Origin of the sequence: Pantoea sp. BL1, from assembly GCF_000963985.1 — a bacterium.
In the GTDB taxonomy this organism is placed as follows: domain Bacteria; phylum Pseudomonadota; class Gammaproteobacteria; order Enterobacterales; family Enterobacteriaceae; genus Pantoea; species Pantoea rwandensis_B.
This window is the reverse complement of record NZ_JZRH01000021.1, coordinates 52486-76696: the sequence shown is the minus strand read 5'-3', so window position 1 is coordinate 76696 and position 24211 is coordinate 52486. Positions and strand designations below refer to the sequence as shown.

Genomic DNA, 24211 nt, shown 5'->3' with positions numbered 1-24211 from the left:
TGATCAACGATGTAGCACATGCACTATGCAGAAAAGCGCATCTGACGATCAGATTTGTGCGAGTTTCGCGAAAAGGGGGCCTTTATGGCCCCTTTTTTCGAGCAATCCGCAGCATTCCGTACCAAACTCATGTATTGTTGCTGAGAGTGATCTTTGCTTGCAGCGTTTCGCGCGGCTAATGAGAGGCTTTACCGCATGAGCGGTTGAAGATTGTCATTAGTCGCGAGGATGCAACTAAAGATCGGTAAACCCCGGCGAGCCCAAAAGTGCTCAGCCCCTCGAATTTAAGGACTTAAATTTTGCTGAACCCGATCGTACGCAAATTCCAATATGGTCAGCATACCGTCACGCTGGAAACCGGCATGATGGCGCGCCAGGCCACTGCAGCAGTTATGGCGAGCATGGATGACACCGCGGTATTCGTGACTGTTGTTGGCCAGAAAAAAACCAAACCAGGTCAGGATTTCTTCCCGCTGACGGTTAACTATCAGGAGCGTACTTACGCTGCTGGTCGTATCCCGGGTAGCTTCTTCCGTCGTGAAGGCCGTCCAAGCGAAGGCGAAACCCTGATTTCTCGTCTGATTGACCGTCCAGTGCGTCCACTGTTCCCGGAAGGTTTCATCAACGAAGTGCAGGTTATTGCGACCGTTGTTTCTGTCAACCCACAGGTTAACCCGGATATCGTTGCGATGATCGGTGCTTCTGCTGCATTGGCGTTGTCTGGTCTGCCATTCAATGGCCCAATCGGTGCAGCGCGCGTGGGTTACATCAACGACCAGTACGTTCTGAACCCAACTGCTGATGAGATCAAACAATCTCGTCTGGATCTGGTTGTGGCAGGTACGCAGAACGCGGTTCTGATGGTTGAATCAGAAGCTGACATCCTGACTGAAGATCAGATGCTTGGTGCGGTGGTGTTCGGCCACGATCAGCAGCAGGTTGTTATCGAAAACATCAACGCACTGGTTGCTGAAGCGGGCAAACCACGTTGGGACTGGCAGCCAGAGCCAGCTAACGATGCACTGATTGCACGTGTTGCTGCGCTGGCAGAAGCCGGCATCGCTGATGCTTACCGCATCACTGATAAGCAAGAACGTTACACTCAAGTTGGCGCAGTTAAAGACGCGACTATCGCTGCGTTGCAGGCTGAAGACGAAACGCTGGATGCTGGCGAAATCGCTGACATCGTTCACGATCTCGAGAAGAGCGTCGTGCGTAGCCGTATCATCCGTGGTGAGCCACGTATCGATGGCCGCGAAAAAGATATGATTCGTGGTCTGGACGTGCGCACTGGCGTACTGCCGCGTACTCACGGTTCTTCTCTGTTCACCCGTGGTGAAACTCAGGCTCTGGTGACTGCAACTCTGGGTACTGCCCGTGATGCACAGAATCTGGACGAGCTGATGGGCGAGCGTACTGACAGCTTCCTGTTCCACTACAACTTCCCTCCGTACTCTGTGGGCGAAACCGGTATGGTTGGCTCACCGAAGCGTCGTGAAATTGGTCACGGCCGTCTGGCGAAGCGTGGCGTGCTGGCAGTAATGCCTAAGCAAGAAGCCTTCCCGTACACCGTACGTGTAGTGTCAGAAATCACTGAATCTAACGGTTCTTCTTCTATGGCTTCCGTGTGTGGTGCTTCTCTGGCACTGATGGACGCAGGTGTACCGATCAAAGCTGCCGTTGCTGGTATTGCTATGGGTCTGGTTAAAGAAGACGAAAACTTCGTGGTTCTGTCTGATATCCTGGGTGACGAAGACCACCTCGGTGATATGGACTTCAAAGTGGCGGGTAGCCGCGACGGTATCACTGCACTGCAGATGGATATCAAAATTGAAGGTATCACCCGCGAAATCATGCAGGTTGCTCTGAACCAGGCTAAAGGTGCGCGTCTGCACATCCTGAGCGTGATGGAGCAGGCAATCAGCACACCGCGTCAGGAAATCTCTGAGTTCGCACCGCGCATTTACACCATCAAGATCAATTCAGACAAGATCAAAGATGTCATCGGTAAAGGCGGTTCTGTTATCCGTGCGCTGACCGAAGAAACCGGCACCACCATCGAAATCGAAGATGATGGCACGGTGAAAATCGCAGCAACCGACGGCAACAAAGCGAAAGAAGCGATTCGTCGTATCGAAGAGATCACCGCTGAAATCGAAGTGGGTCGTATCTACGCTGGTAAAGTGACGCGTATCGTTGATTTCGGTGCCTTCGTGGCCATCGGCGGCGGTAAAGAAGGTTTGGTACACATCTCTCAGATCGCTGACAAACGTGTTGAGAAAGTGACCGATTACCTGCAGATGGGTCAGGAAGTTCCAGTCAAAGTGATGGAAGTGGACCGTCAGGGCCGCGTACGCCTGAGCATCAAAGAAGCGACAGAGCAGAAACCAGCGGAAGAAGCTACCGCTGCGACGAATGCACCTGACGCCGAGTAAGCGTTTACTGATTGGCTTCTCCCTGCTCTGCGGGGAGAAGTGTTTGGATCATCGCGAGGGCGGGAATCCTTGTGCACAGCAGGCGGATGACAGGATGGTTATCCCAATGTTTGTATTCGGGAGTGGGAAATGAAGCCTTTTTTGCGCTGGTGTTTTGTTGCGACAGCTATCACGCTGGCAGGATGCAGCAACTCCAATTGGCGTAAGAACGAAGTTCTGGCAGTACCTTTGCAGCCCACACTGCAGCAAGAGGTGATCCTGGCGCGAATGGAACAAATTCTTGCCAGTCGTGCCCTGACCGATGATGAACGCGCACAGCTATTATATGAGCGCGGAGTGTTGTATGATAGTTTGGGTCTGAGGGCATTAGCGCGGAACGATTTCTCGCAAGCGCTGTCTATAAGACCGGATATGCCTGAGGTGTTTAACTACCTCGGTATATATTTAACGCAGGCAGGCAATTTTGATGCTGCCTATGAAGCGTTTGATTCTGTACTTGAGCTTGATCCAACTTACAACTATGCGCATTTAAACCGTGGTATCGCCCTCTATTACGGCGGTCGATACAAGTTAGCGCAAGATGATCTGCTGGCGTTTTATCAAGACGATCCTAACGATCCTTTCCGCAGCCTTTGGCTCTATCTCGTTGAAAGCGATATTGACGCCGACAAGGCCAAAGTCACGCTGAGACAGCGACATGACAAAGCGGTCCGGGATCAATGGGGATGGAATATTGTCGAGTTCTACCTTGGCGACATCAGTGAAAAAACGCTGATGGAACGTCTCAAGGCGGACGCAACGGATAACACCTCGCTCGCTGAACATCTCAGTGAAACCAACTTCTATTTAGGTAAGTACTACCTAAGTCTGGGGGAGAAGGACGACGCGAAAGCGTTGTTTAAACTGGCGGTCGCTAACAATGTTAACAACTTTGTTGAGCACCGATACGCATTGTTGGAACTGGCGCAACTCGGCCAGACACAAGACGATTTATCAGAATCTGACCAGCAATAGCTGACGAACTTTTATTGCCTGAATACTTGTAAAGTCATCATCTTCAAGGTGAGGGCTTTTCTGTTCGTCAAAACTTCTAATTTGAGCCGGTTCACACTTTTTGATGAAAATGACTGAAAATTTTCACGACGAGTTATGTAGACTGGCCGCCGCAATCTAAGAGGCACGTGTACTACATGACTGATATTCAAACCACTTTTTCTGACCTTGGCCTGAACGCTGACATCCTCGAATCACTGAACGGCATGGGCTACGAAAAGCCATCCCCAATCCAGGCTGAGTGTATTCCTCACCTGCTGGCGGGCCGTGATGTGCTGGGTATGGCGCAGACCGGGAGTGGTAAAACAGCGGCATTCTCCCTGCCGTTACTGAACAACATTGATCCAACTGTCCGCGCACCACAGATTCTGGTGCTGGCTCCAACCCGCGAACTGGCTGTTCAGGTTGCTGAAGCCATGACGGAATTCTCTAAACACATGCGTGGCGTGAACGTGGTTGCCCTGTACGGCGGCCAGCGTTATGACGTTCAGCTGCGCGCACTGCGCCAGGGGCCACAGGTTGTCGTAGGTACGCCTGGTCGTCTGCTGGACCACCTGAAACGCGGCACGTTAGATCTGTCTAACCTGCGCGGTCTGGTGCTGGACGAAGCTGATGAAATGCTGCGTATGGGCTTCATCGAAGATGTTGAAACCATCATGGCGCAGATCCCAGACGGTCACCAGACCGCACTGTTCTCAGCAACCATGCCAGAAGCGATTCGTCGTATCACCAAACGCTTCATGAAAGATCCACAGGAAGTACGCATTCAGTCAAGCCTGACCACGCGTCCTGACATTTCTCAGTCTTACTGGACCGCTTACGGCCGTAAAACTGACGCGCTGGTGCGTTTCCTGGAAGCGGAAGACTTTGATGCTGCCATCATCTTCGTGCGTACCAAAAACGCCACGCTGGAAGTGGCTGAAGCGCTGGAGCGCAGCGGCTATAACAGCGCAGCACTGAACGGTGACATGAACCAGGCTCTGCGTGAGCAGACACTGGAGCGCCTGAAAGATGGTCGTCTGGATATCCTGATTGCAACCGACGTTGCAGCACGTGGTCTGGACGTTGAGCGTATCAGCCTGGTTGTTAACTATGACATCCCAATGGATGCTGAGTCTTACGTTCACCGTATCGGCCGTACTGGTCGTGCAGGTCGTGCGGGCCGTGCGCTGCTGTTCGTTGAGAACCGCGAGCGTCGTCTGCTGCGTAACATCGAACGCACCATGAAGCTGACTATTCCAGAAGTTGAACTGCCAAATGCAGAACTGCTGAGCGAGCGCCGTCTGGCTAAATTCGCCGCCAAAGTACAGCTGCAGCTGGAAAGCAGCGATCTGGATATGTACCGTGCACTGCTGAGCAAAATGCAGCCGGGCGAAGATCTGGATCTCGAAACACTGGCCGCAGCACTGCTGAAAATGGCACAGGGCGAACGTCCACTGATTCTGCCACCAGAAGCACCACGTCCACCACGTCGTGAGTTCCGCGACCGTGATGATCGTCGTGATTCTCGCGACTCACGTGGTCCACGCGAAAGCCGTGGCGATCGCGGTGACCGTGATGGCGCTCCACGTCGTGAACGTCGTGACGTTGGCGAAATGCAGCTGTACCGCATTGAAGTGGGCCGTGATGATGGTGTTGAAGTTCGTCATATCGTGGGCGCGATCGCTAACGAAGGTGACATCAGCAGCCGTTACATCGGTAACATCAAGCTGTTTGGTACCCACTCAACTATCGAGCTGCCAAAAGGTATGCCGGGCGAAGTTCTGCAACACTTCACTCGCACGCGCATTCTGAACAAGCCGATGAACATGCAGTTGATGGGTGATGCTCCTGCGTTCGAACGTAGTGAACGTCGTCCAGGCGGTCGTGATGGTGAGCGTCGTGGTAATGGCGCACCGCGTGGCGAAGGCGCACCGCGTCGCTTCTCTGAGCGTCGTGAAGGTGGTCGTGACTCAGGCCGTGAAGGCGGACGCTTCAGCCGTGAAGGCGGTCGTGGCCCACGTCCAGAAGGTGCTTCTGCACCACGTCGTCGTGACGCTTAAGCGACAAACGCTTAAAAATAAAAAGGGACGCCTCGGCGTCCCTTTTTTTATGTTCGTAAATTAAACGTTACACGCCGCCGGCAATCAACACCCGCTCTCCACTGACGTAGGCTGACTCTTCTGAAGCCAGAAACAGGGCAACCTGCGCCACATCTTCCGGCAGACCAAATCGTCCCAACGGCGTAGCAGCGATCAGTTTCGCTTTGACATCCGGATTCATCTTCTTGGCAGCCAGTAAACCTTCGGTCAGGATGATTCCCGGTGCTAGCGCATTGACGCGGATATTACGCGGCCCGAGCTCACGCGCCAGGCCCTGGGTTAAGGTATCAATCGCCCCTTTGGTCGCTGCCCATAACACCGAGCCGGGCGTGCTGCGTTGGCTGTTAAGGGCGCTCAGGTTAATGATGGTGCCCCCGCGAGCCGGGAAATGTTTCGCCGCATGCTGGCAGACCAGTAACGTGCCCAATACATTTACATTGAGCTGCTGCTGCATTTCACTGAGGCTGAGTTCGGCGAAATCGCCGTGATGGAAAATACCGGCATTGTTGACCACGATATCCGGTGCGCCAAACTGCTCGATGCTGCGCGCGAATAAACGCTGCACATCGGCCTCGCGGGAGATATCTGCTTGTACCGCAATGGCATCGCTGCCTAGCTCGCAGATGTCCGTGACCACATCTGCCGCACCCGCTTCATCCTGGCGGTAATTAACAATGACGCGAGCGCCGGCCGCCGCGAAAGTCATAGCAATGGCGGCGCCAATGCCTTTCGAGGCGCCCGTCACCAGCGCGATTTTGCCTTCAAGTGCTTTCATTGTGTTTCTCCACCTGAGAATTCGGGGAAGGGTAAGCATGCGCTGTCCCTACAATTTTGCGGTAGCGCAATCCTGCAAGCTTTTTGCACAATCCTGCAAATGTGCTGTGCAGGGACTAGGCGTAACGCGAGCGAAAGGCGAGAATGCGGGGACAGTGATCACTCATCACGGAGTGCGCAACGCATGATTCATCAGGAACAGTGGCAGCAGTTGGTGGCGATGATCGCTCGCCATACCCCCGAAGATGGCCGCCACTTCAGCCCCATCGATTTTCTCTCTTTTGGCCGAAGCTCCAAACCCACGAGCCTGTCGCACATTGCCACCTGGGCCAGTTTTGCACTGGTGGCGCAAGGGCAAAAAGCATTGCGCATGGGTGAAGACGTGATGCATTACGGACCGGGCGATCTGCTGTTAGTGACGCTGGATATGCCGGTGCAATCCTGCGTGGTGCAGGCTACGGCGGAAAAACCGAATCTGGGCGTCGGGATCACCATCAACGAAACGCGCCTGATGCACTACCTCGAACATTTCCCGCTACAGCAGATTGGCGCAACGGTAACCAATGAACGTGGGATTACGGTACATAAAGTGGCGCCGCCACTGGTCGATGCCGTGATCCGCCTGATTGAGTTGCTGGATCAGCCCCAGGATATTCCGGCGCTGGCACCGTTAATTGAACAGGAAATTTTCTATCGACTCCTCACCGGTCCGGAAGGGCCGCGCATCCTCAACATGGCGTTGACGGAACGGCCGGGCAACAAAGTGGCGCGCGCGGCACGCTGGCTACGCGAAAACTTTCATCAGCCGCTTAAGATGGATCAGCTGGCCAGCAGCGTGGGCATGAGTATTTCATCGCTGCACCATCACTTCAAATCGGTCACAGCCATGACACCAATGCAGTATCAAAAGCAGCTGCGTCTTAACGAAGCGCGGCGTCTGATGCTGATTGATAAGTTGGATGCGGGAACCGCAGGGTATCGCGTGGGGTATCAGAGTGCTTCACAGTTTAGCCGCGAATACAGCCGCTTTTACGGGCAATCGCCAGCGCGGGATGTGCGCATGGTCGCAGTGGGGCCAGAAGGCCTGTCCCCACCGCAGTAAGCTTTACAGTGAACGAGCGGCTTCCATGGCCAGCGCGAACGAGCGCAGGCGGGCTTGCGGATCGAAAATCTGGCCATTAACCATGATTTCATCGGCCTGCGTTTCACGCATCAGCGCAGCCAGTCCCTGACGCACTTTATCGCTGTCACCGACAATCGACATGCTCAACGCCTGCTGTACACCGTACTGCTCTGATGGCGACCAGAGGTTGTCCATGTTCTCGACCGGTGCAGGCAGCGGGCCGGGTTTGCCACGGCGCAGATTAATAAATTGCTGCTGCATCGAGGTAAACAGGAAGCGCGCATCGCGCTCGCTATCCGCCGCGACCACGTTGACGCACACCATGGCATACGGTTTGGCCAGACGCGCTGAAGGCTTGAATTTCTCACGATAGAGATGCAGTGCCTGGAACAACAGGTCCGGTGCAAAGTGGGAAGCAAAGGCGAACGGCAGGCCGAGCTGCGCGGCCAGCTGTGCGCTGTAAAGGCTGGAACCCAACAGCCAGACAGGAATTTTCAAGCCTAAACCCGGCACTGGCTGCACTGGCGGATGTTCACCCTCTTCGGCATCAAACCAACGAATCAGTTCTGCCACATCTTCCGGGAAGCTATCCGCCTGGGCGCTGGAGAGATGGCGGCGCAGCGCGAGCATGGTGCGCTGGTCAGAACCCGGTGCACGGCCCAGCCCTAAATCAATACGGCCAGGGTATAACGATTCGAGCGTACCAAACTGTTCAGCGATCACCAGCGGTGCGTGGTTGGGCAGCATAATACCGCCAGAACCGAGGCGCAGAGTTTCGGTATTCGCGGCCAGATAGCCAATCAACACGGAGGTGGCCGCACTGGCGATACCGGTCATGTTGTGGTGCTCAGCGAGCCAGTAACGATGGAAACCAAGGGCTTCAGATTGACGCGCCAGCGCCAGCGAATTGTGGAAAGCTTCGCGCGCAGCAGAACCTTGCGGGATAGGTGCAAGATCCAGTACGGACAGGCGAACTGTTTTTTTCTCAGACATGGGCACTCCAGATAAGGATGGCGCAGGTGTTATCAGACCTGCGCCAGTCAGTATTACGCATCATTACCCATATTAAAACTGCTATTAACAGCAGGAATATAGCCGGAATGTGCCTTTAGCGTCCGCCTTCAAGCGCCATACCGGCCAAACGACGCCAGTAACCATTGCAGTCACTGCCGCGCGCCATCATCAGCGGCGCTTCGCCGGCTTCGTTCGCGCGGAAGCGATCGACCTCTGCCAGCGTAGTTTCATCCTGCGGCGAGAGGCGCACGATGTCGATCCAGTTATGCATACCGGCCAAATCGTTACCGAGGTTGTAGCAGTAGCCGCTCATGGTCTGGATGCCATTCAACACAAACACCTGCTGGCCCTCCTGCGACAGCACACGGCGGCCGGTAGGATAGTTAATACAGCAAGTCTGGCAGTCATCTTTGGCGCGATTTTCGGAACGGGCGGTAAAGCAGCGTGCTGACAGCGCCAGTGGCAGATGGCCATAACCGATCACTTCCACTTCAAACTTGTCGCGCAGGCCTGCGGCATTGCACTGCTGCAATAGCTGAATCAGCCAGTCGCGCGACATCTCGACCGGCAAACACCAGCGCGTCATACCTTCTTTCAGCAGCAGCTGCAGTGTTTGTGCGTTGTAGACGTTAAGCGTCGGCCCGGCGACAAACGGCAGCTTACGCTCGGCTGCCATGTTAACGGTGCCGATGTCGTTGGCTTCCAGCAAAAATTCACCATTCTCCACATAGCGCCGCAGCTCTTTGACTTCCGAAGGTGACTGCAACAGCGCCAGCGTGCTGAGCACCACCTGTTTGCCGTGTTGTGCCAGATGACGGCCTAATTCCATCCATTGCTGGAATGGGGTCGCACGACGTTTACTGCATACCGCTTCGCCGAGGTAGATGATGTCAGCAGAGCTGTCGGCTGCCTGCTGATAAAAGTGTTCCAGCGTCTCCGTTGGCCAGTACCACAGCACCGGCCCGATGGCATATTTCATAGCGTCTCCTCACTGCCAGCTGCGGTGATAGGCACCGAGCGTGGTCTGGCTACCTTCAGAAAGTTCGCCCAGCGCGCGCATCCAGGGTTCCTGCACCGCGAATTGCTCGGGCGAGGCCATGCAGCGATCAATCGCCTGGCGCCACACTTTTGCTACTTGCGCCACATAAGCCGGACTGCGCTGGCGGCCTTCAATTTTTACCGAAGCGATATTGGCGCGTAACAACTCTGGCAACAGCGATAAGGTGTTCAGGCTGGTGGGTTCTTCCAGCACGTGATAGCGCTGATCATCCACTTCATAGCGCCCTTTACACAGAGTGGGGTAACCGGCGCTCTCATCGGCGCTGTAACGATCAATCAGCACTTCATTCAGGCGTGATTCCATTCCCTGCGGCGTTTGCTGCCAGCGCACGAATTTTGCCGGCGAGCAGGCACCCGCACTGTTGGGTGATTCCCCCGTCAGCCAGGAGGAGAGATAGCAACGGCCTTCCGCCATAATGCACAGGCTGCCAAAGGCAAACACTTCCAGCGGCACCGGTGTTTCACGCGCCAGCTGTTTCACCTGATGCATCGACAGTACGCGCGGCAACACCACGCGGCTGAGATCGAAATGGCGATGGTAAAAGTGGATGGCCTGCAAGTTTGTGGCCGAAGCTTGCACGGAAAGATGGCGTTCCACCTGCGGATAACGCTGCGCGGCATACTCCAGCGTGGCGATATCGGCGAGAATCAAGGCATCTGCGCCGTTCTGCGCCGCCACATCAATGGCCGTTTGCCAGCGATTCATCCCATCAGGATGGGCAAAGGTATTGATGGCCACGTGCAGCTTGCGGCGGTGCTGATGCAGGAAGCGCGCCGCTTCTGCCAGCTTCTTGTCAGTAAAATTAAGGCCAGCAAAGTGGCGGGCATTGGTGTCATCTTTCAAACCGACATACACTGCATCGGCGCCATGCTCCACCGCCGATTTCAGCGCAGGTAAATTCCCCGCTGGACACAGCAGTTCCATACATTTCCTCCCCCCGAATTCCGAAGCGTTAAAGTGTAGGGAAGGCGACAGGCGTGAATGTTGATTTAAGGCAGTGAAAGCGTCACTCAGCATGCAGAGTGAAGGTTATTTAATCAATTGTTCTGCGATTTCCTTGATCTCAGTGGAGGCGAGGGCGACTGGATGTGGCAATATAGGTAAAATTTTCTGAAGGGATTGTTGATGATGTTTTCGCGCTTACGCGGCCTGATGGTGAAAAAAGGCCCAGAATTCCTTACCTTACCTGTTTCACTCACCCCATTCCCTGTAAAAAAAGTGGTTTTGCAACAACTCTTAAACTGGCAATTTCGTCATGCTTTGTCTGAAGGTGAGTTAGACTTTCTGGAAGGGCGCTTTCTGGGGATTGAGATTGCAGATGTGAATCTGCGCTGGATCACCACCTTGCAGAATGGACGCCTGACCGTTTCACGCGACGCCGAGGCAGATGTCTGGTTCCGCGGTGAAGCCAACGACTTGTTGCTGGTGGCAGCACGCAAAGCAGACCCCGATATGTTGTTCTTCCAACGCCGTCTGGTGATTGAGGGCGACACGGAGCTGGGTTTGGAGGTGAAGAATTTGATGGATGCCATTGAACTGGAGGCCATGCCCACGCCTTTGCGCACGGGGTTGCAGCAGCTGGCTGCCTTTGTTGAGGCAGGAATGAAACAGGACGCGGAGGCCGCTGAGGCGCGCGCGGGGATCTCATGTTAATTCGTACTGAAATTGGTGTAGATGCGGCGGGCATCGACACGTTATTGAAGCGCAGTTTTGCGACCTCCGCCGAGGCTGAACTGGTGCAGCAGCTACGTGAAGATGGTCTGTTAACGCTGGGTGTGGTGGCCACGGACGATGAAGGGCAGGTGTTGGGTTATGCCGCCTTTAGCCCGGTGACCTTGCAAGGTGAAGACCGCAACTGGGTGGCGCTGGCGCCGCTGGCGGTAGATGAATCCGTTCGTAAGCAGGGCATTGCCAAACAGCTGGTGTATGAAGGGCTCGATTCCCTGAACGAGTTCAGCTACAGCGCGGTGGTGGTCTTGGGCGATCCCGAATTCTACAACCCATTGGGCTTCGAACCGGCGGCACGTCATGGCTTGCACTGTCGCTGGCTGGGCAGTGAAGCGGCGTTTCAGGTGTACAAGTTAGCGGATGATGCGTTTACGGGCGCAGAAGGGCTGATCGCATTCGCTGAACCTTTTAATCGTTTCGATTAAACCATGCGTTCAGGCATGCAGGCTGCTGTGCAACCAGCAGCAGCTTTTGCGTGCGGCTGAGCTGCTTCACCTGATATTCCAGGCGCGAAGCGGCCGCGCGATCGCCGGCATCACAGTTAAACACCAGCGTCAGCGGACCCTTGCCACGCAATGCGCGTGCACCTTTTCCGCTCTGATGTTGCTGCAGGCGACGATGCACATCGGTGGTAATGCCGGTGTAAATCATCCCGGCGGCGGTTTGCAGCATGTAAAGCTGCCAGCCCTGTTGCATATATGACTTTTCCTGTTCGATGGCTGTTGGGCAGTGTAGCGCGCTTAGGTTAACCTCGCTATGTGCCGCATGGAGTTGCATTGTGTCTGACCATTCTCATCTTATTCGCTATCTCAAAAAACAGCGTGCCCTGTCATTGTGCGCCAGTCATGGCGACGATCTGTGGTGTGCAAACTGCTTTTACGTCTTCGATGAAACGCGTATGGCATTTTGGTTGATGACCGAACCCGATACGCGACACGGCACCCTTATGCAAGCCCATCCGCGCGTGGCGGGCACGGTTAACGGCCAGCCGAAAACCGTGTTGCTAATCAAAGGTGTGCAGTACAGTGGCCGAATTCAGCGGCTAAATGGCGAGCGTGAAGCCCAGGCACGTCACGCTTACCAGAACCGTTTTCCGATTGCCCGCAAGGTTCAGGCACCATTATGGGAAATCACGCTGGATGAAGTGAAGATGACCGACAACGCGCTGGGTTTCGGCAAAAAAATTGTCTGGCAGCGAGACAATACCGGCGAAAGTTAAATTTCCGCGCCTGATCAAACTTACGCTAACTTTGCGTAGCAGATTCCAATAACCTGAATAACACTATGGATTAACCGCCTCACTCTCCGGTGCGGCATTCGTTATTCTGTAGAATACGGAATCTGCTATGACCCAACTTGCAACATCTGCCCCGGCGACGCGCTTCGCATGGTGGAAACCTTTGCTGTTCCTCGCCGTTGTCGTCATTGGCCTGTGGTACGTCAAATGGCAGCCCTACTACGGCAAAGCCTTCACGGCGGCTGAAACCCACTCGATCGGCAAATCCATTCTGGCGAATGCCGCGGACTCACCGTGGCGCGCGGCGCTGGATTACGCGATGGTTTACTTCCTCGCCGTCTGGAAAGCTGCAGTGTTAGGTGTGATGCTGGGATCGCTGGTACAAGTGCTTATTCCGCGCAACTGGCTGCTTCGCTTAATGGGCAACTCGCGGTTTGGATCGACGCTGATCGGCACCGGTCTGGGTTTGCCGGGCATGATGTGCACCTGTTGTGCCGCGCCAGTGGCGGCGGGGTTGCGTCAGTCGCAGGTATCCAGCGGGGCGGCGATGGCCTTCTGGCTGGCGAACCCGCTGCTGAATCCGGCCACGCTGATCTTTATGGGCTTTGTGCTGGGCTGGCACTTCGCGGCGATTCGGCTGATGGCGGGCTTAATCATGGTGTTGGGGATTGCGTCGCTGGTACAGCGCAGCGTGCCGGAACAAACCATTGCCGCGCCCATGGTGATGGCTGCCGGCAGCGAGCAGCCGTTTCTGACTCGCTGGCTGCGCGTCATGTGGCGACTGTTCTGGAACACCATTCCGTTGTATATCTTTGCCGTGCTGTTGCTGGGTGCGGCACGCGTCTGGCTGTTTCCGCATGCCGATGGCGCAGTGGGCAACACGCTGTTTTGGGTGATGCTGATGGCGATAGCGGGCTGTTTGTTTGTCATCCCGACAGCCGCAGAAATTCCTATTGTACAGACCATGATGATGGCGGGCATGGGGCTCGCGCCTGCGTTAGCGCTGCTGGTGACCTTACCCGCCGTGAGTGTGCCGTCCTTACTGATGCTGCACCGTGCCTTCCCGGCGCGCGCCTTGTGGATCGCCCTGGCTGGCGTGGCGCTGAGCGGCATGCTCCTCGGCACACTCGCCCTGTGGCTGACGTAAATACCAGATCTTCTGATTGCGGCTGCCGCGCCACAGCAGCCGCGCATCTTTCTCCGCTTCCACAAACCGCCCGTCGATCAGCACATCAATTTCATCCACCACTTCACGCTGTGCCGCGCTCAGTTCCGCCATCTCATAGCCGGTCCACAGCCAGATATCTTTATCCGGGCATTCACGCCGCACGCGTTTCACCAGACGGCGGATGTGTGGTACGTTGTGCGGATGCAGGGGATCGCCGCCGCTCAGCGACAGCCCCTGGCGTGGAATGCGCTGATCTTTGAGATCGGCAATCAGCTGCTCTTCCTTCTCTAACGTAAAAGGCACGCCGGAATCCAGCCGCCAGGTACTCTGGTTATAACAGCCGCGACACTGATGCTCGCAGCCCGCGACAAACAGCGTACAGCGTGTACCCGGCCCGTTGACGATATCGACGGGGTAATAGCGGTGAATACGCATCATCCCAGCAGTCCGGTATCCAGATGCTTAACGCGACGCTGCACCTCTTCCTGCTTACCGGCATTGAACGGCCGCGCATCAGGGCTGCCCAGATAGCCACAAACACGGCGCGTGACGGAAACCCGCGCCGGATCGTGGTTACCACAGCACGGACAAGTAAAGCCTTTGCTGGTGCAACTGAATTCACCCGTAAAGCCGCATTCGTAGCACTCATCGATTGGCGTATTGGTGCCGTAATAGGGCACGCGGTGATAGCTGTAATCCCACACATCCTCCAGCGCCTTGAGGTTGTGCTGAATATTGGGGTATTCGCCATAACAGATGAAGCCGCCATTGGCGATGGCAGGATAGGGCGCTTCAAAATCGATCTTGTCGTAGGGATTCACTTTCTTTTCGACGTCGAGGTGGAAGCTGTTGGTGTAATAGCCTTTGTCGGTGACGCCTGGCACCACGCCAAATTCGGCGGCATCGAGTCGGCAGAAGCGATCACACAGGTTTTCGCTCGGCGTGCTGTACAGACTAAAACCGTAGCCTGTCTCGTCTTTCCACGCATCCACGGCGTCGCGCAGACGCTGTACAATCGCCACGCCTTTTTCCCGCAGGTGCTGCGCATCATACGGATGGACTTCATTGCCGCTCAGCGCGTTCAGCGTTTCATGCAGGCCGATGTAGCCGAGCGAGATCGAAGCACGGCCGTTGCGGAAAATCGCGCCGACTTCGTCATCAGCATTCAAACGTACGCCACACGCGCCCTCCATGTAGAGAATCGGCGCGACGCGTGCTTTGGTTTTCTCCAGCCGGGCGATGCGTGTCATTAAAGCGCGCTTAGCCAGTTCTAGCCGCTCATCCAGCAGCAGCCAGAAATGGGCTTCATTGCCTTTGGCTTCCAGCGCGGTGCGCGGCAGGTTCAGGCTAATGACACCAATATTATTTCGCCCTTCGTGGATCTGCTTACCGTTTTCCTCATACGCGCCGAGGAAGCTGCGGCAGCCCATCGGGGTTTTGAACGAGCCGGTGACTTCCACCACTTTGTCGTAATTGAGAATGTCGGGATACATACGTTTGCTGGCACACTCCAGCGCCAGCTGTTTGATGTCGTAGTTAAAATCGCCGGGGCGGCGATTCACACCTTCGCGGATGGCGAACACCAGTTTAGGGAACACCGCGGTTTTGTGGTTTTTACCCAGCCCCGCGATGCGGTTGCGCAGAATCGACTGCTGGATCAGGCGCGCGGCCCAATCGGTGCCGAGTCCAAAGCCAAAGGTGACAAACGGCGTCTGTCCGTTGGCGGTATGCAGTGTGTTGACCTCATATTCCAGGGACTGGAATGCGTCAAAGCACTCTTTCTCGGTGCGCACGCGCGCATAGGCTTCCGCATCCGGAATCTGCCACTGTTGTGCCACGGCGCGATGTTTCTCCAGACTAAGCGTCACAAACGGCGCCAGCACTTCATCAATGCGGTTGATGGTGGTACCACCGTAAATATGGCTGGCGACCTGCGCAATGATTTGTGCTGTCACCGCCGTCGCGGTGGCAATGGATTTTGGCGGCTCGATTTCGGCATTGCCCATCTTGAAGCCGTTGTTCAACATGCCCTGAAGATCGATCAACATGCAGTTAAACATCGGGAAAAATGGCGAATAGTCGAGGTCGTGGTAATGAATCTCGCCGCGCTCATGCGCCAGCACCACATCACGCGGCAGCAGTTGCTGCTGGGCATAATGTTTGGCAACAATGCCCGCCAGTAAATCGCGCTGCGTGGGGATCACTTTACTGTCTTTATTCGCATTCTCATTGAGCAGCGCAGCGTTGGTTTGTTCCACAAGGCCGCGAATGGCGTGGTGCAGTTTGCCACGTTGTTCACGGGCTAAATCACGGTCATGGCGATACTCGATATAGGCGCGCGCCAGCTGCGGCCAGCGTCCGGCCATCAGCGTCTCTTCCACTGCGCACTGAATGTCACGGATATCGACCTCAATGCGATCGGACAATCGCTGGCTCACTTGCTCTGCGACCTGTGTGCACCAACTCGCATCATCAATCTGAGCAGCCTGCGCCGCCGCCTGAACCGCTAGCGCAATACGCTGCGCTTCAAACGGCACTTTACAGCCGTCTCGCTTAATCACCACCGCCGCCATTTTCTCTCCGTGAAACTATATGTAGATATTTGTGCAGAGTGTAATCGCAATATGTGGTGTTTTGGCTGAAATTAATTGCGTTGTTTTTGACCTGCCGCAAAGAAGACATAACGAAGATTGAAAGCCGCACAATGGTAAAGCGGACTAAACTTCAAAAGTTTTAAGCAGGCCAAACTTCGACCTTTTACAACTTGATTTGCGATGCGAAGCAGGTTTAATGATTTATTTTTTGCCTATTTTTGGCCCGTCATTTAATTACAAGGATGCCTTACATGCCTCTGCAACGAACGCTGCTCGCCTGTTGTTTATCCCTGACTTTTTCCGCTGTTGCTGCCCCCGCCTCTGATCTGCCTTTAATGCCCTGGCCGCAAAAAGTGGTACAGCCCGCCAGCGGTGGCGAGCTCACGCTGACGCCGCAATTCACGCTGAATATTACGGGCGATCATCTGGAGGGGGCTGAAGCGCGCTGGCGAGCGCGTATTTCACGTCAAACCGGTTGGCCGCTGCTGCCCACCAGCGCACCGGGCGATCAGGCGACGATCCAGGTGCAAATCGCTCAGGCGGTGGATCCCTTGCCACAGCCGGACAGCGATGAGAGCTATCATCTTGAGGTTAACAGCGGCGGCGTGACGCTAAAAGCCAACACGCGTTTCGGTGCGATGCGCGGCATGGAGACCCTGCTGCAGTTGATTGAGAATAATGAGACGGGAACGCAGATTCCCTATGTCACCATTGACGATAAACCTCGATTCCCGTGGCGCGGGGTGCTAATCGACTCGGCACGCCACTTCCTGCCGATTGAAACCGTGAAAAGGCAAATCGACGGTATCGCCGCTGCGCGTATGAACGTATTCCATTGGCATCTGACCGATGACCAGGGCTGGCGATTTGCCTCCAGCCACTATCCGCAGTTGCAGGAGAAGGCCAGCGACGGCCTTTACTACACGCAGCAGCAAATGCGCGATGTGGTGCGTTATGCCACACAGCGGGGTGTGCGCGTGGTGCCGGAAATTGATGTGCCGGGGCACGCCTCGGCGATCGCGGTGGCGATGCCAGAACTGCTCAGCGCGCCGGGCCCGTACAAGATGGAACGCGGCTGGGGTGTGTTTAAACCGTTGCTTGATCCCAGCAACGAAGCCGTCTTCACCTTTATCGATACGCTGATGGGTGAAGTCACCGCGATCTTCCCGGATCCCTATATCCATATTGGCGGAGATGAAGTGGATCCAACACAGTGGAATGACTCGCCGAAAATACAGCAGTTTATGCGCGACCATGGTCTGAAGGACACGCACGCATTACAGGCGTGGTTCAATCAGCGGGTGGAGAAGATCCTGGAAGCGCATCAACGTCGCATGATTGGCTGGGATGAGGTTTACCATCCGGATCTGCCGAACAGCATTTTGATCCAGTCCTGGCAGGGGCAGGATGCGTTAGGTGAAGTGGCGAAGCACGATTTCCGTGGCATTCTCTCAACCGGTTTCTATCTCGATCAACCGCAAACCGCAGCTTACCACTACCGCAACGAGCCCTGGCCGCAGGGACTCCAGGGGCAGGATCAGATTCAAGCCGGAGAGCAAGCGCAGAGCTGGCAGTTCACCATGCCGCGTTTGAAGGGCAGCCCGGTCAAAGGCAGTTTCACTCTGGTGGAAGCGAAAAACGGCTGGCGTGGCTTTATTGATTTCAGCGGCAAAGCGCGGCGCATGGTGAGTGATATTCGCTGGCTGTCACCCACGCAGCTGACCTTTAGCGTTGATACCTGGATGGGGCCGTTCCAGCCAATGGTCACTCTGACGCAGGACAAACTGACCGGCTACATGCTGGTGGGCAATGTGCGCTATCCCACCGAGGGCAATAAGCTGGCGCAGGTGCCAACCGGCATTCAACCCTCCGTCCCTACGCCACAACAGATGCAAAACAATCTCATTGGCGGCGAGGCTGCGCTGTGGGCGGAAAACGTCAACAGTCGGGTCATTGATACGCGTCTATGGCCGCGTGCCTTTGTGGTGGCTGAGCGCCTGTGGTCGGCGAAGGATGTCACCGACAGCGACAACATGTATCAGCGTTTAAACGCAGTGGACCGCTGGGGCACGGTATCGGTGGGATTACAACAGCATCAGCAGGCGGACGTGCAGATGATGCGATTAGCCAACACCAGCGATATCACGCCGCTGCGCGTGCTGGCGGAGGTGCTGGAACCGGCACAGTATTACACGCGTCAGCACCTGAAGTTCCAGGCAGGGCATTACGATTACTTTGAGCCGCTCAACCGTCTGGCGGATGTGCTGCCTGCCGAGAGCGAAGCGGTGCGCTTACTGGACAAACAGGTGGATGCTCTGATGGCAAATCGCGAGGATCGCGGCGCGGCCAACGCCATTCGCCAGCAATTTCAGCGTTGGCAAAACAACAGTGATGCTGTGATGCCGTTGATATTGAGCAATTACCAATTGAAACCGTTGCAGCAGCAGGTTCAGCAGGTGGCGGAACTGAGCCGCATGGGCATTGATTTGGTCAATGCGATGCAGCGTAATCAGGCGTACGGTGCCAGCGAAGTCGCCGGGATGCATGCCAAACTGGATGCTGCGGCACAGGTGCAGGATGAAACTGTGCTGGCTCTGGTCAGGCCGCTGGAGAAGTTATTGAGGTCGTCTAAATAAACAGATGCGCGATGCATCGTGCCGCTACCGGGGGATGGTACACCATCGAATTATGCCTCTACGAGGAGATGGCACACCTGGAGCCAGGCCGCTACGGGAGTGGAAGAGCAAGCCATGAAATGATGCCGCTAACGTGATGTTCTAACACACTCATTGCGCCGCCACAGTTGAGCAAAAGTTTGTAGCGGCGCAATGTATTGCGCATTACCTTTACTTAACGACGAACGGCAATTGCCTCAATCTCGATCTTCACATCTTTCGGCAGGCGCGCGACTTCCACACAAGAACGTGCCGGGAAGCTGGCGTTGTGCTCGGTGAAGAAGGCTTCGTAAGTGGCATTGACGGTAGCGAAGTCGTTGAGATCTTTCACAAACACGGTGGTTTTCACAATGTCGCCCACTTTCAGGCCAGCGGCTTCCACAATCGCCTTCACATTTTCCAGTGACTGACGCGCCTGCGCAGACACATCATCCGCGACGGCACCAGTCGCCGGATCAACAGGGATCTGGCCTGAAGTGATGATCATGCTGCCGAGATCCACGCCCTGCACATAAGGGCCAATTGCTGCGGGTGCTTTTTCTGTGCTGATTTCGCGAGACATTGCTTCTCCTTAGAAGTGCGCAGCCGACCCTTGTCAGCTGCGTATTGGTTCGCCCCATTATAGGGACGATAGGCACGATTACCAGTGACCGAGCACCACGTGGCGCGCGAACTCTTTCTCGCAATATTTGCACTTCAGGTGCACATCATCGTCGCGCTGTTTCACCGCAAAGCTGCTGCATACCGGCTCACTGCGGCTAATGCAGTTGCTGTTCGGACAGGTAAGCACACGCTCGACACGATCCGGCAAGGTTGGGGCGATTTTCGCCACCACTTCGTATTCATCAATGCGGTTAACGGTGGCGTGAGGCGCATACACCGCCAGCTGATTGATCTGATCGTCGGTCAGGAAGGTATTCTCGATCTTAATCAAATCCTTGCGGCCCATCTCACCCGAAGGCAAATTCAGGCCGATGGTGATGCGCTGGTCGGTCTCGGTCAGGCGAAACAGCGACAGTAATTTAAAACCGACCTGCGCAGGAATATGGTCGATTACCGTGCCACGCTTGATGGCTTCAACCTGCAATTTATTATCGTGAGTCATCGGTTTCTCCTTACAGTGCCAGTTCGCTATTCAATACCAGTGCCAGCAGAGCCTGGCGGGCGAAGATGCCATTGCCCGCCTGCTGGAAATACCAGGCGTGCGGCGTGCTATCGACGTCAGTGGTGATCTCATCAATACGCGGCAGCGGATGCAGCACTTTCATGTTATCGCGTGCACCGGCTAAATCGGCCGCGCGCAGGATGAATTGTGCTTTAACGTTGGCATACTCAGACGGATCGAGACGCTCTTTCTGCACACGGGTCATGTAGAGGATGTCGAGTTCTGGCATCACTTCTTCGATGGTGTCATGACGCGTCCAGACAATGTTCTGCTCATCCAGCATGTCGGTGATGTAGGCCGGCATCGCCAGCGCATCCGGCGCGATAAAGTAGAAACGGTTGCCGGTGAATTTCGCCAGCGCCTGCGTTAGCGAGTGCACGGTGCGGCCATATTTCAGGTCACCGACCATCGCCACGTTGAGATTATCCAGGCGGCTTTGGGTTTCACGGATGGTGAAGAGATCGAGCAGGGTTTGCGTTGGGTGCTGGTTGGCACCGTCACCGGCATTGAGAATCGGAATGCCGCTGGAGAATTCGGTCGCCAGACGCGCGGCGCCTTCCTGTGGGTGACGCATCACAATCGCATCGACATAAGTGCTGATCACCGAAATGGTGTCGGCCAGCGTTTCGCCTTTCTTACCCAGCGAGGTGTTGCTGCCGTCGGCGAAGCCCACCACCGAAGCGCCGAGGCGATGCATGGCGGTTTCAAACGACAAACGGGTACGTGTTGAGGCTTCAAAGAAGCAGCTGGCAATCACGTTATGCTTCAGCAGTTCCGGCTGGGGATGAGCCTTGAGCTGGGCAGCGGTGTGTAACACCAGCTCCAGCTCTTCGCGGTTGAGATCGTTAATGGAAATAATGTGCTTGCGATATAGCGGGTTGGCCATAGCGTTCTCCTCTGCGCTGCCGGATTGCGGACAAAAAAAAGCCCCTGCTTAAGGGGCTTTTTTTACGATAAATGGTTGACGGAAAGAAACAGCTGCATCGCCTGTGGTCAGGCGGGGTAAAGCGGCAAATTGTGCGCTGCGCTGTTGCATGTTTCCTCCGGCAAATTGTGGCGCATTATACGCATTCACTGATTTGCATCAAGCAGAAATTGCCGCAAGGTAAACGTTTGCTTTACTTATTACCCAGCGTGGCGACCATCACCGCTTTGATGGTATGCATACGGTTTTCGGCCTGATCGAAAACGATGCTGTGCGCCGATTCAAACACCTCATTACTCACTTCCATGCCGTCTTTCAGACCATACTGTTCAGCCATCTGACGGCCCAGCGTGGTTTGATCATCATGGAAGGCGGGCAGGCAGTGCAGGAATTTCACCTGTGGATTGCCGGTCAGTGCCAGCATGGCGCTGTTGACCTGATACGGACGCAGCAGGGCGATACGCTCTTCCCATACTGATTTCGCTTCACCCATCGACACCCACACATCAGTGTAGATGAAATCCGCACCTTGCACGCCTTCGCCAATGTCTTCGGTCAGGGTGATTTTGCCACCGGTTTTCTGTGCGGCAACGCGACACTGTTCAACCAACTGCTCTTCCGGCCAGCAACCCTTCGGTGCCACCAGGCGCAGGTCCAGACCCACCAGTGCCGCCGCTTCCAGCATGCTGTTGCCCATGTTGTTACGAGCGTCACCCACATACACCAACGTCATGTCGCTTAATGGTTTACCCGGCAGATGTTCTTGCATGGTGAGCAAATCTGCCAGCAACTGCGTCGGGTGGAATTCGGTCGTCAGGCCGTTCCACACCGGCACACCGGCAAATTCCGCCAGCGTTTCCACCAGTTCCTGACCGAAGCCACGATACTGAATGCCGTCATACATGCGGCCAAGGACGCGCGCAGTGTCTTTCATCGACTCTTTATGGCCGATTTGGCTGCCGCTTGGGCCGAGATAGGTGACGTTAGCGCCCTGATCGTATGCGGCAACTTCGAAAGAGCATCGGGTACGGGTCGAGTCTTTTTCGAAGATGAGCGCGATATTCTTGCCTTTCAGGTACTGCGTTTCCTGGGCATTTTTCTTAGCGTGTTTTAATTCACCTGCCAGACTTAGCAGGTCGGCGATTTCAGCGGGGGTAAAATCCAGCAATCTCAGGAAGTGTCTCGAATACAGCTGACTCATACAGCGCTCCAGATGGGGTCTAATAATGAATTAAAATTCAATCTAACCGTATGAATATGCATTTTCAACCCCAGCGTTAAGAAACTTTCTGTTTTGTGTAGTGGCGCGCGAGGCAGTGTGGGAAAATAATTGCATTCACGTCGAACATTTTGAGGACACGCACATGGCATATGAAGCATTGCTGGAAGAACAGCGCGAAGAAACCCGCCTGATCATTGAAGAGTTGCTGGAAGACGGCAGCGATCCGGATGCGCTTTACACTATCGAGCATCACCTCTCTTGCAACAACTTCGACTCACTGGAGAAAGTGGCGGTTGAGGCTTTCAAACTGGGCTTTGAAGTGAGCGAGCCGGAAGAGCTGGAGCTGGAAGAGGGCGGCACCGTAATGTGCGTGGACATCCTGAGCGAAGGCGCATTAAAGCCAGAGCTGATTGATGCGCAGGTTGAGCAACTGGTGAATCTGGCCGGTAAATTCAACGTCGATTACGACGGATGGGGCACTTATTTCGAAGACCCGGACGCGGAAGATGAAGACGACGATGGCGACTTCATCGACGACGAAGAAGACGACGGTGTGCGTCACTAAGTTTTGATGGGCGGCGTTCGTCGCCCAACTCTCATTCCCCGCCAGAATAAAGAACGCCGATGAATTACGCTCCACTGTTAGAACCCATCTATGAATTCCTGCACTGCCGCACGCCACAAGCGTGGATTGATGAGGCACGCAAGCCAGAAAATCTGACGCTGTTGCTGACCGACCACATGGTGTGCGAGCTGAAAGCGGCTCAAACCGCGGTGTTTATCATTCGTCGCTATGTGGCCGATAAGCCGAGTGGCGATGCCATTCTGGCGTGGCTTAAACCCTATGAAGATTTCATCTATCGCGATGAGCCGGACAGCAACTTTATCAATGCGCACAAGAATCTGACCAAGAGCATCATCGTGCGTAATGAATTGCCGTGGGCGGATGATTTAGTCGAGATGATGATTCTGCTGATCAAAGAAGAGCTGCATCACTTCTATCAGGTGTGGGAAATTATGCAGTCGCGGGGTTTGCCATACCGGAAAATCACTGCCAGCCGTTATGCCAAAGGATTGATACGTGAAATCAGCACCTTTGAACCGGATGCGCTGGTAGATAAGTTGATTTGCGGAGCCTACATTGAAGCGCGATCCTGCGAACGTTTCGCCAGCCTGGCGCCGTATCTGGATGATCAACTGCAGAAGTTCTATATCTCACTGCTGCGTTCTGAAGCGCGCCACTATCAGGACTACCTGAAGCTGGCGGAACAAATTTCAGCGAAGGATATTGCCCCGCGCGTGCAGGCCTTTGGTGCCGCCGAGGCGCGCTTAATCAGCGAGCCAGATGGTGAACTGCGTTTTCATAGCGGTGTGCCCGCATTTTAATGCGAGTGCGCAGTCATGCGCACTCATCACAACACCTTCAGCATCCGCACTTCACAATCGCCGTGTCCGGTACAACCCATCGCGCTATCAATCAGCTCAAATCCCAGTGATTCATACAGCTTAATCGCGCGGGTGAGGGTGCCGGTGGTTTCCAGGTAGCAGCGACGAAAGCCCTGCTGGCGCGCATAATCCATCGCCCGCAATGCGAGCCCGCGTGCCAGTCCTAAACCGCGCACTTGGGGCAGGAAGTACATCTTCTGCAATTCGCAGATGTCCGGCGCGCTACACGCCAAAGGTGCCACGCCGCCGCCGCCCACGACAACACCTTCATGCTCGACGATCCAATACGCACTGTTCTCTTCACTATACAGCTCGAACAAGCGATCCAGATTTGGATCGGACACGGTGTAGCCTTTATCTGCGGTCAGGCCAAACTCTGCGGACACATCACGGATCACCTGGGCAATCAGCGGATTATCGGCCGCAACAATCGGGCGCACCTGTAAATTCAGTGGCGTAGCGGTGGTCATCATTTTCTTCCGGTGTAAAAAAGCCGGGCAGTGCCCGGCCT

Annotated in this window: 23 protein-coding genes and 1 pseudogene; 12 read left to right on the top strand and 12 right to left on the bottom strand. The window is 55.2% G+C overall.

Going from position 1 to position 24211, the window contains the following annotated elements; all coding sequences use genetic code 11:
• Nucleotides 1-299: 299 nt before the first annotated feature.
• The 4 genes from pnp (at nt 300) to VH86_RS12000 (ending at nt 5530) form a co-directional block, all read left to right on the top strand.
• On the top strand, nt 300-2435 hold the full coding sequence (gene pnp / locus VH86_RS12010) for a polyribonucleotide nucleotidyltransferase (RefSeq protein WP_045833004.1): 2136 nt from the start codon (nt 300-302) through the stop codon (nt 2433-2435).
• Between the two features lie 129 nt (nt 2436-2564).
• Complete coding sequence (nlpI, locus tag VH86_RS12005) at nt 2565-3449, top strand: lipoprotein NlpI (protein ID WP_045833003.1); 885 nt, start codon at nt 2565-2567, stop codon at nt 3447-3449.
• 103 nt (nt 3450-3552) lie between these two features.
• Nucleotides 3553-3609 (top strand): protein YrbN, encoded by a 57-nt coding sequence (gene yrbN / locus VH86_RS26350; RefSeq protein WP_100229640.1) that lies wholly within the window; start codon nt 3553-3555, stop codon nt 3607-3609.
• A gap of 16 nt (nt 3610-3625) precedes the next feature.
• Nucleotides 3626-5530 (top strand): DEAD/DEAH family ATP-dependent RNA helicase, encoded by a 1905-nt coding sequence (locus VH86_RS12000; RefSeq protein ID WP_038649405.1) that lies wholly within the window; start codon nt 3626-3628, stop codon nt 5528-5530.
• Between the two features lie 67 nt (nt 5531-5597).
• Here the strand turns inward: VH86_RS12000 and VH86_RS11995 are convergent, their stop codons facing one another.
• Nucleotides 5598-6344 (bottom strand): SDR family NAD(P)-dependent oxidoreductase, encoded by a 747-nt coding sequence (locus VH86_RS11995; protein ID WP_045815893.1) that lies wholly within the window; start codon nt 6342-6344, stop codon nt 5598-5600.
• A gap of 183 nt (nt 6345-6527) precedes the next feature.
• Here VH86_RS11995 and VH86_RS11990 point away from each other — a divergent pair, with 183 nt between their 5' ends.
• Nucleotides 6528-7445 carry an AraC family transcriptional regulator gene (locus VH86_RS11990; RefSeq protein WP_038649400.1) on the top strand — a complete coding sequence of 306 codons (918 nt, stop codon included), beginning with the start codon at nt 6528-6530 and terminating at the stop codon, nt 7443-7445.
• Nucleotides 7446-7448: 3 nt separating this feature from the next.
• Here VH86_RS11990 and VH86_RS11985 read toward each other — a convergent pair whose 3' ends face one another.
• The 3 genes from VH86_RS11985 to VH86_RS11975 form a co-directional block, all read right to left on the bottom strand.
• Nucleotides 7449-8459 (bottom strand): luciferase-like monooxygenase, encoded by a 1011-nt coding sequence (locus VH86_RS11985; protein WP_038649397.1) that lies wholly within the window; start codon nt 8457-8459, stop codon nt 7449-7451.
• 115 nt (nt 8460-8574) lie between these two features.
• On the bottom strand, nt 8575-9459 hold the full coding sequence (locus VH86_RS11980; protein WP_045833002.1) for a U32 family peptidase: 885 nt from the start codon (nt 9457-9459) through the stop codon (nt 8575-8577).
• A gap of 9 nt (nt 9460-9468) precedes the next feature.
• Nucleotides 9469-10464 (bottom strand): peptidase U32 family protein, encoded by a 996-nt coding sequence (locus tag VH86_RS11975; protein WP_038649392.1) that lies wholly within the window; start codon nt 10462-10464, stop codon nt 9469-9471.
• Between the two features lie 204 nt (nt 10465-10668).
• On the opposite strand from VH86_RS11975, the gene VH86_RS11970 reads away from it, so the two are divergent.
• On the top strand, nt 10669-11193 hold the full coding sequence (locus VH86_RS11970; protein ID WP_038650280.1) for an SCP2 domain-containing protein: 525 nt from the start codon (nt 10669-10671) through the stop codon (nt 11191-11193).
• Nucleotides 11187-11693: a GNAT family N-acetyltransferase gene (locus VH86_RS11965; protein ID WP_045815895.1), complete on the top strand. Its 507-nt coding sequence runs from the start codon at nt 11187-11189 to the stop codon at nt 11691-11693. Before VH86_RS11970 ends, VH86_RS11965 begins: the two co-directional genes overlap by 7 nt.
• Here the strand turns inward: VH86_RS11965 and VH86_RS11960 are convergent.
• Nucleotides 11677-11964, bottom strand: coding sequence for a GIY-YIG nuclease family protein (locus tag VH86_RS11960; RefSeq protein WP_038649386.1), 288 nt, complete (start codon nt 11962-11964; stop codon nt 11677-11679). The genes VH86_RS11965 and VH86_RS11960 overlap by 17 nt on opposite strands.
• Nucleotides 11965-12046: 82 nt before the next feature.
• Between VH86_RS11960 and VH86_RS11955 the strand changes: the two genes are divergently transcribed.
• Both VH86_RS11955 and VH86_RS11950 read left to right on the top strand, forming a co-directional pair.
• Entirely contained in the window at nt 12047-12487 is a 441-nt protein-coding gene (locus VH86_RS11955) for a YhbP family protein (protein ID WP_045833001.1), read from the top strand.
• Between the two features lie 127 nt (nt 12488-12614).
• A complete protein-coding gene (locus tag VH86_RS11950) occupies nt 12615-13652 on the top strand; it encodes a permease (protein ID WP_045833000.1) in 1038 nt (345 codons plus the stop codon).
• On the opposite strand, the pseudogene nrdG reads toward VH86_RS11950, so the two are convergent.
• Both nrdG and nrdD read right to left on the bottom strand, forming a co-directional pair.
• A pseudogene (gene nrdG, locus VH86_RS11945) lies at nt 13647-14111 on the bottom strand (anaerobic ribonucleoside-triphosphate reductase-activating protein); the annotation flags it as partial. The gene VH86_RS11950 and the pseudogene nrdG overlap by 6 nt on opposite strands.
• Entirely contained in the window at nt 14108-16246 is a 2139-nt protein-coding gene (gene nrdD / locus VH86_RS11940) for an anaerobic ribonucleoside-triphosphate reductase (RefSeq protein ID WP_045832998.1), read from the bottom strand. The pseudogene nrdG and the gene nrdD, both read right to left, overlap by 4 nt.
• Before the next feature lie 272 nt (nt 16247-16518).
• Between nrdD and VH86_RS11935 the strand changes: the two genes are divergently transcribed.
• Nucleotides 16519-18903: a beta-N-acetylhexosaminidase gene (locus VH86_RS11935; protein ID WP_045832997.1), complete on the top strand. Its 2385-nt coding sequence runs from the start codon at nt 16519-16521 to the stop codon at nt 18901-18903.
• Nucleotides 18904-19117: 214 nt separating this feature from the next.
• Here the strand turns inward: VH86_RS11935 and ridA are convergent, their stop codons facing one another.
• The 4 genes from ridA to argF form a co-directional block, all read right to left on the bottom strand.
• Nucleotides 19118-19504, bottom strand: coding sequence for a 2-iminobutanoate/2-iminopropanoate deaminase (gene ridA, locus VH86_RS11930; RefSeq protein ID WP_034826478.1), 387 nt, complete (start codon nt 19502-19504; stop codon nt 19118-19120).
• A 78-nt stretch (nt 19505-19582) separates the two neighbouring features.
• Complete coding sequence (pyrI, locus tag VH86_RS11925; RefSeq protein ID WP_038649369.1) at nt 19583-20047, bottom strand: aspartate carbamoyltransferase regulatory subunit; 465 nt, start codon at nt 20045-20047, stop codon at nt 19583-19585.
• 10 nt (nt 20048-20057) lie between these two features.
• Nucleotides 20058-20993 carry an aspartate carbamoyltransferase gene (pyrB, locus tag VH86_RS11920; protein ID WP_034826472.1) on the bottom strand — a complete coding sequence of 312 codons (936 nt, stop codon included), beginning with the start codon at nt 20991-20993 and terminating at the stop codon, nt 20058-20060.
• 232 nt (nt 20994-21225) lie between these two features.
• Complete coding sequence (gene argF / locus VH86_RS11915) at nt 21226-22233, bottom strand: ornithine carbamoyltransferase (RefSeq protein ID WP_045815901.1); 1008 nt, start codon at nt 22231-22233, stop codon at nt 21226-21228.
• A gap of 163 nt (nt 22234-22396) precedes the next feature.
• On the opposite strand from argF, the gene rraB reads away from it, so the two are divergent.
• Together rraB and VH86_RS11905 are read left to right on the top strand one after the other, a co-directional pair.
• On the top strand, nt 22397-22819 hold the full coding sequence (gene rraB / locus VH86_RS11910; protein WP_034826466.1) for a ribonuclease E inhibitor RraB: 423 nt from the start codon (nt 22397-22399) through the stop codon (nt 22817-22819).
• A gap of 59 nt (nt 22820-22878) precedes the next feature.
• Nucleotides 22879-23640 (top strand): tRNA-(ms[2]io[6]A)-hydroxylase, encoded by a 762-nt coding sequence (locus VH86_RS11905; RefSeq protein WP_038649364.1) that lies wholly within the window; start codon nt 22879-22881, stop codon nt 23638-23640.
• Between the two features lie 26 nt (nt 23641-23666).
• Here VH86_RS11905 and VH86_RS11900 read toward each other — a convergent pair whose 3' ends face one another.
• On the bottom strand, nt 23667-24173 hold the full coding sequence (locus VH86_RS11900; protein ID WP_369800327.1) for a GNAT family N-acetyltransferase: 507 nt from the start codon (nt 24171-24173) through the stop codon (nt 23667-23669).
• Nucleotides 24174-24211: the final 38 nt, after the last annotated feature.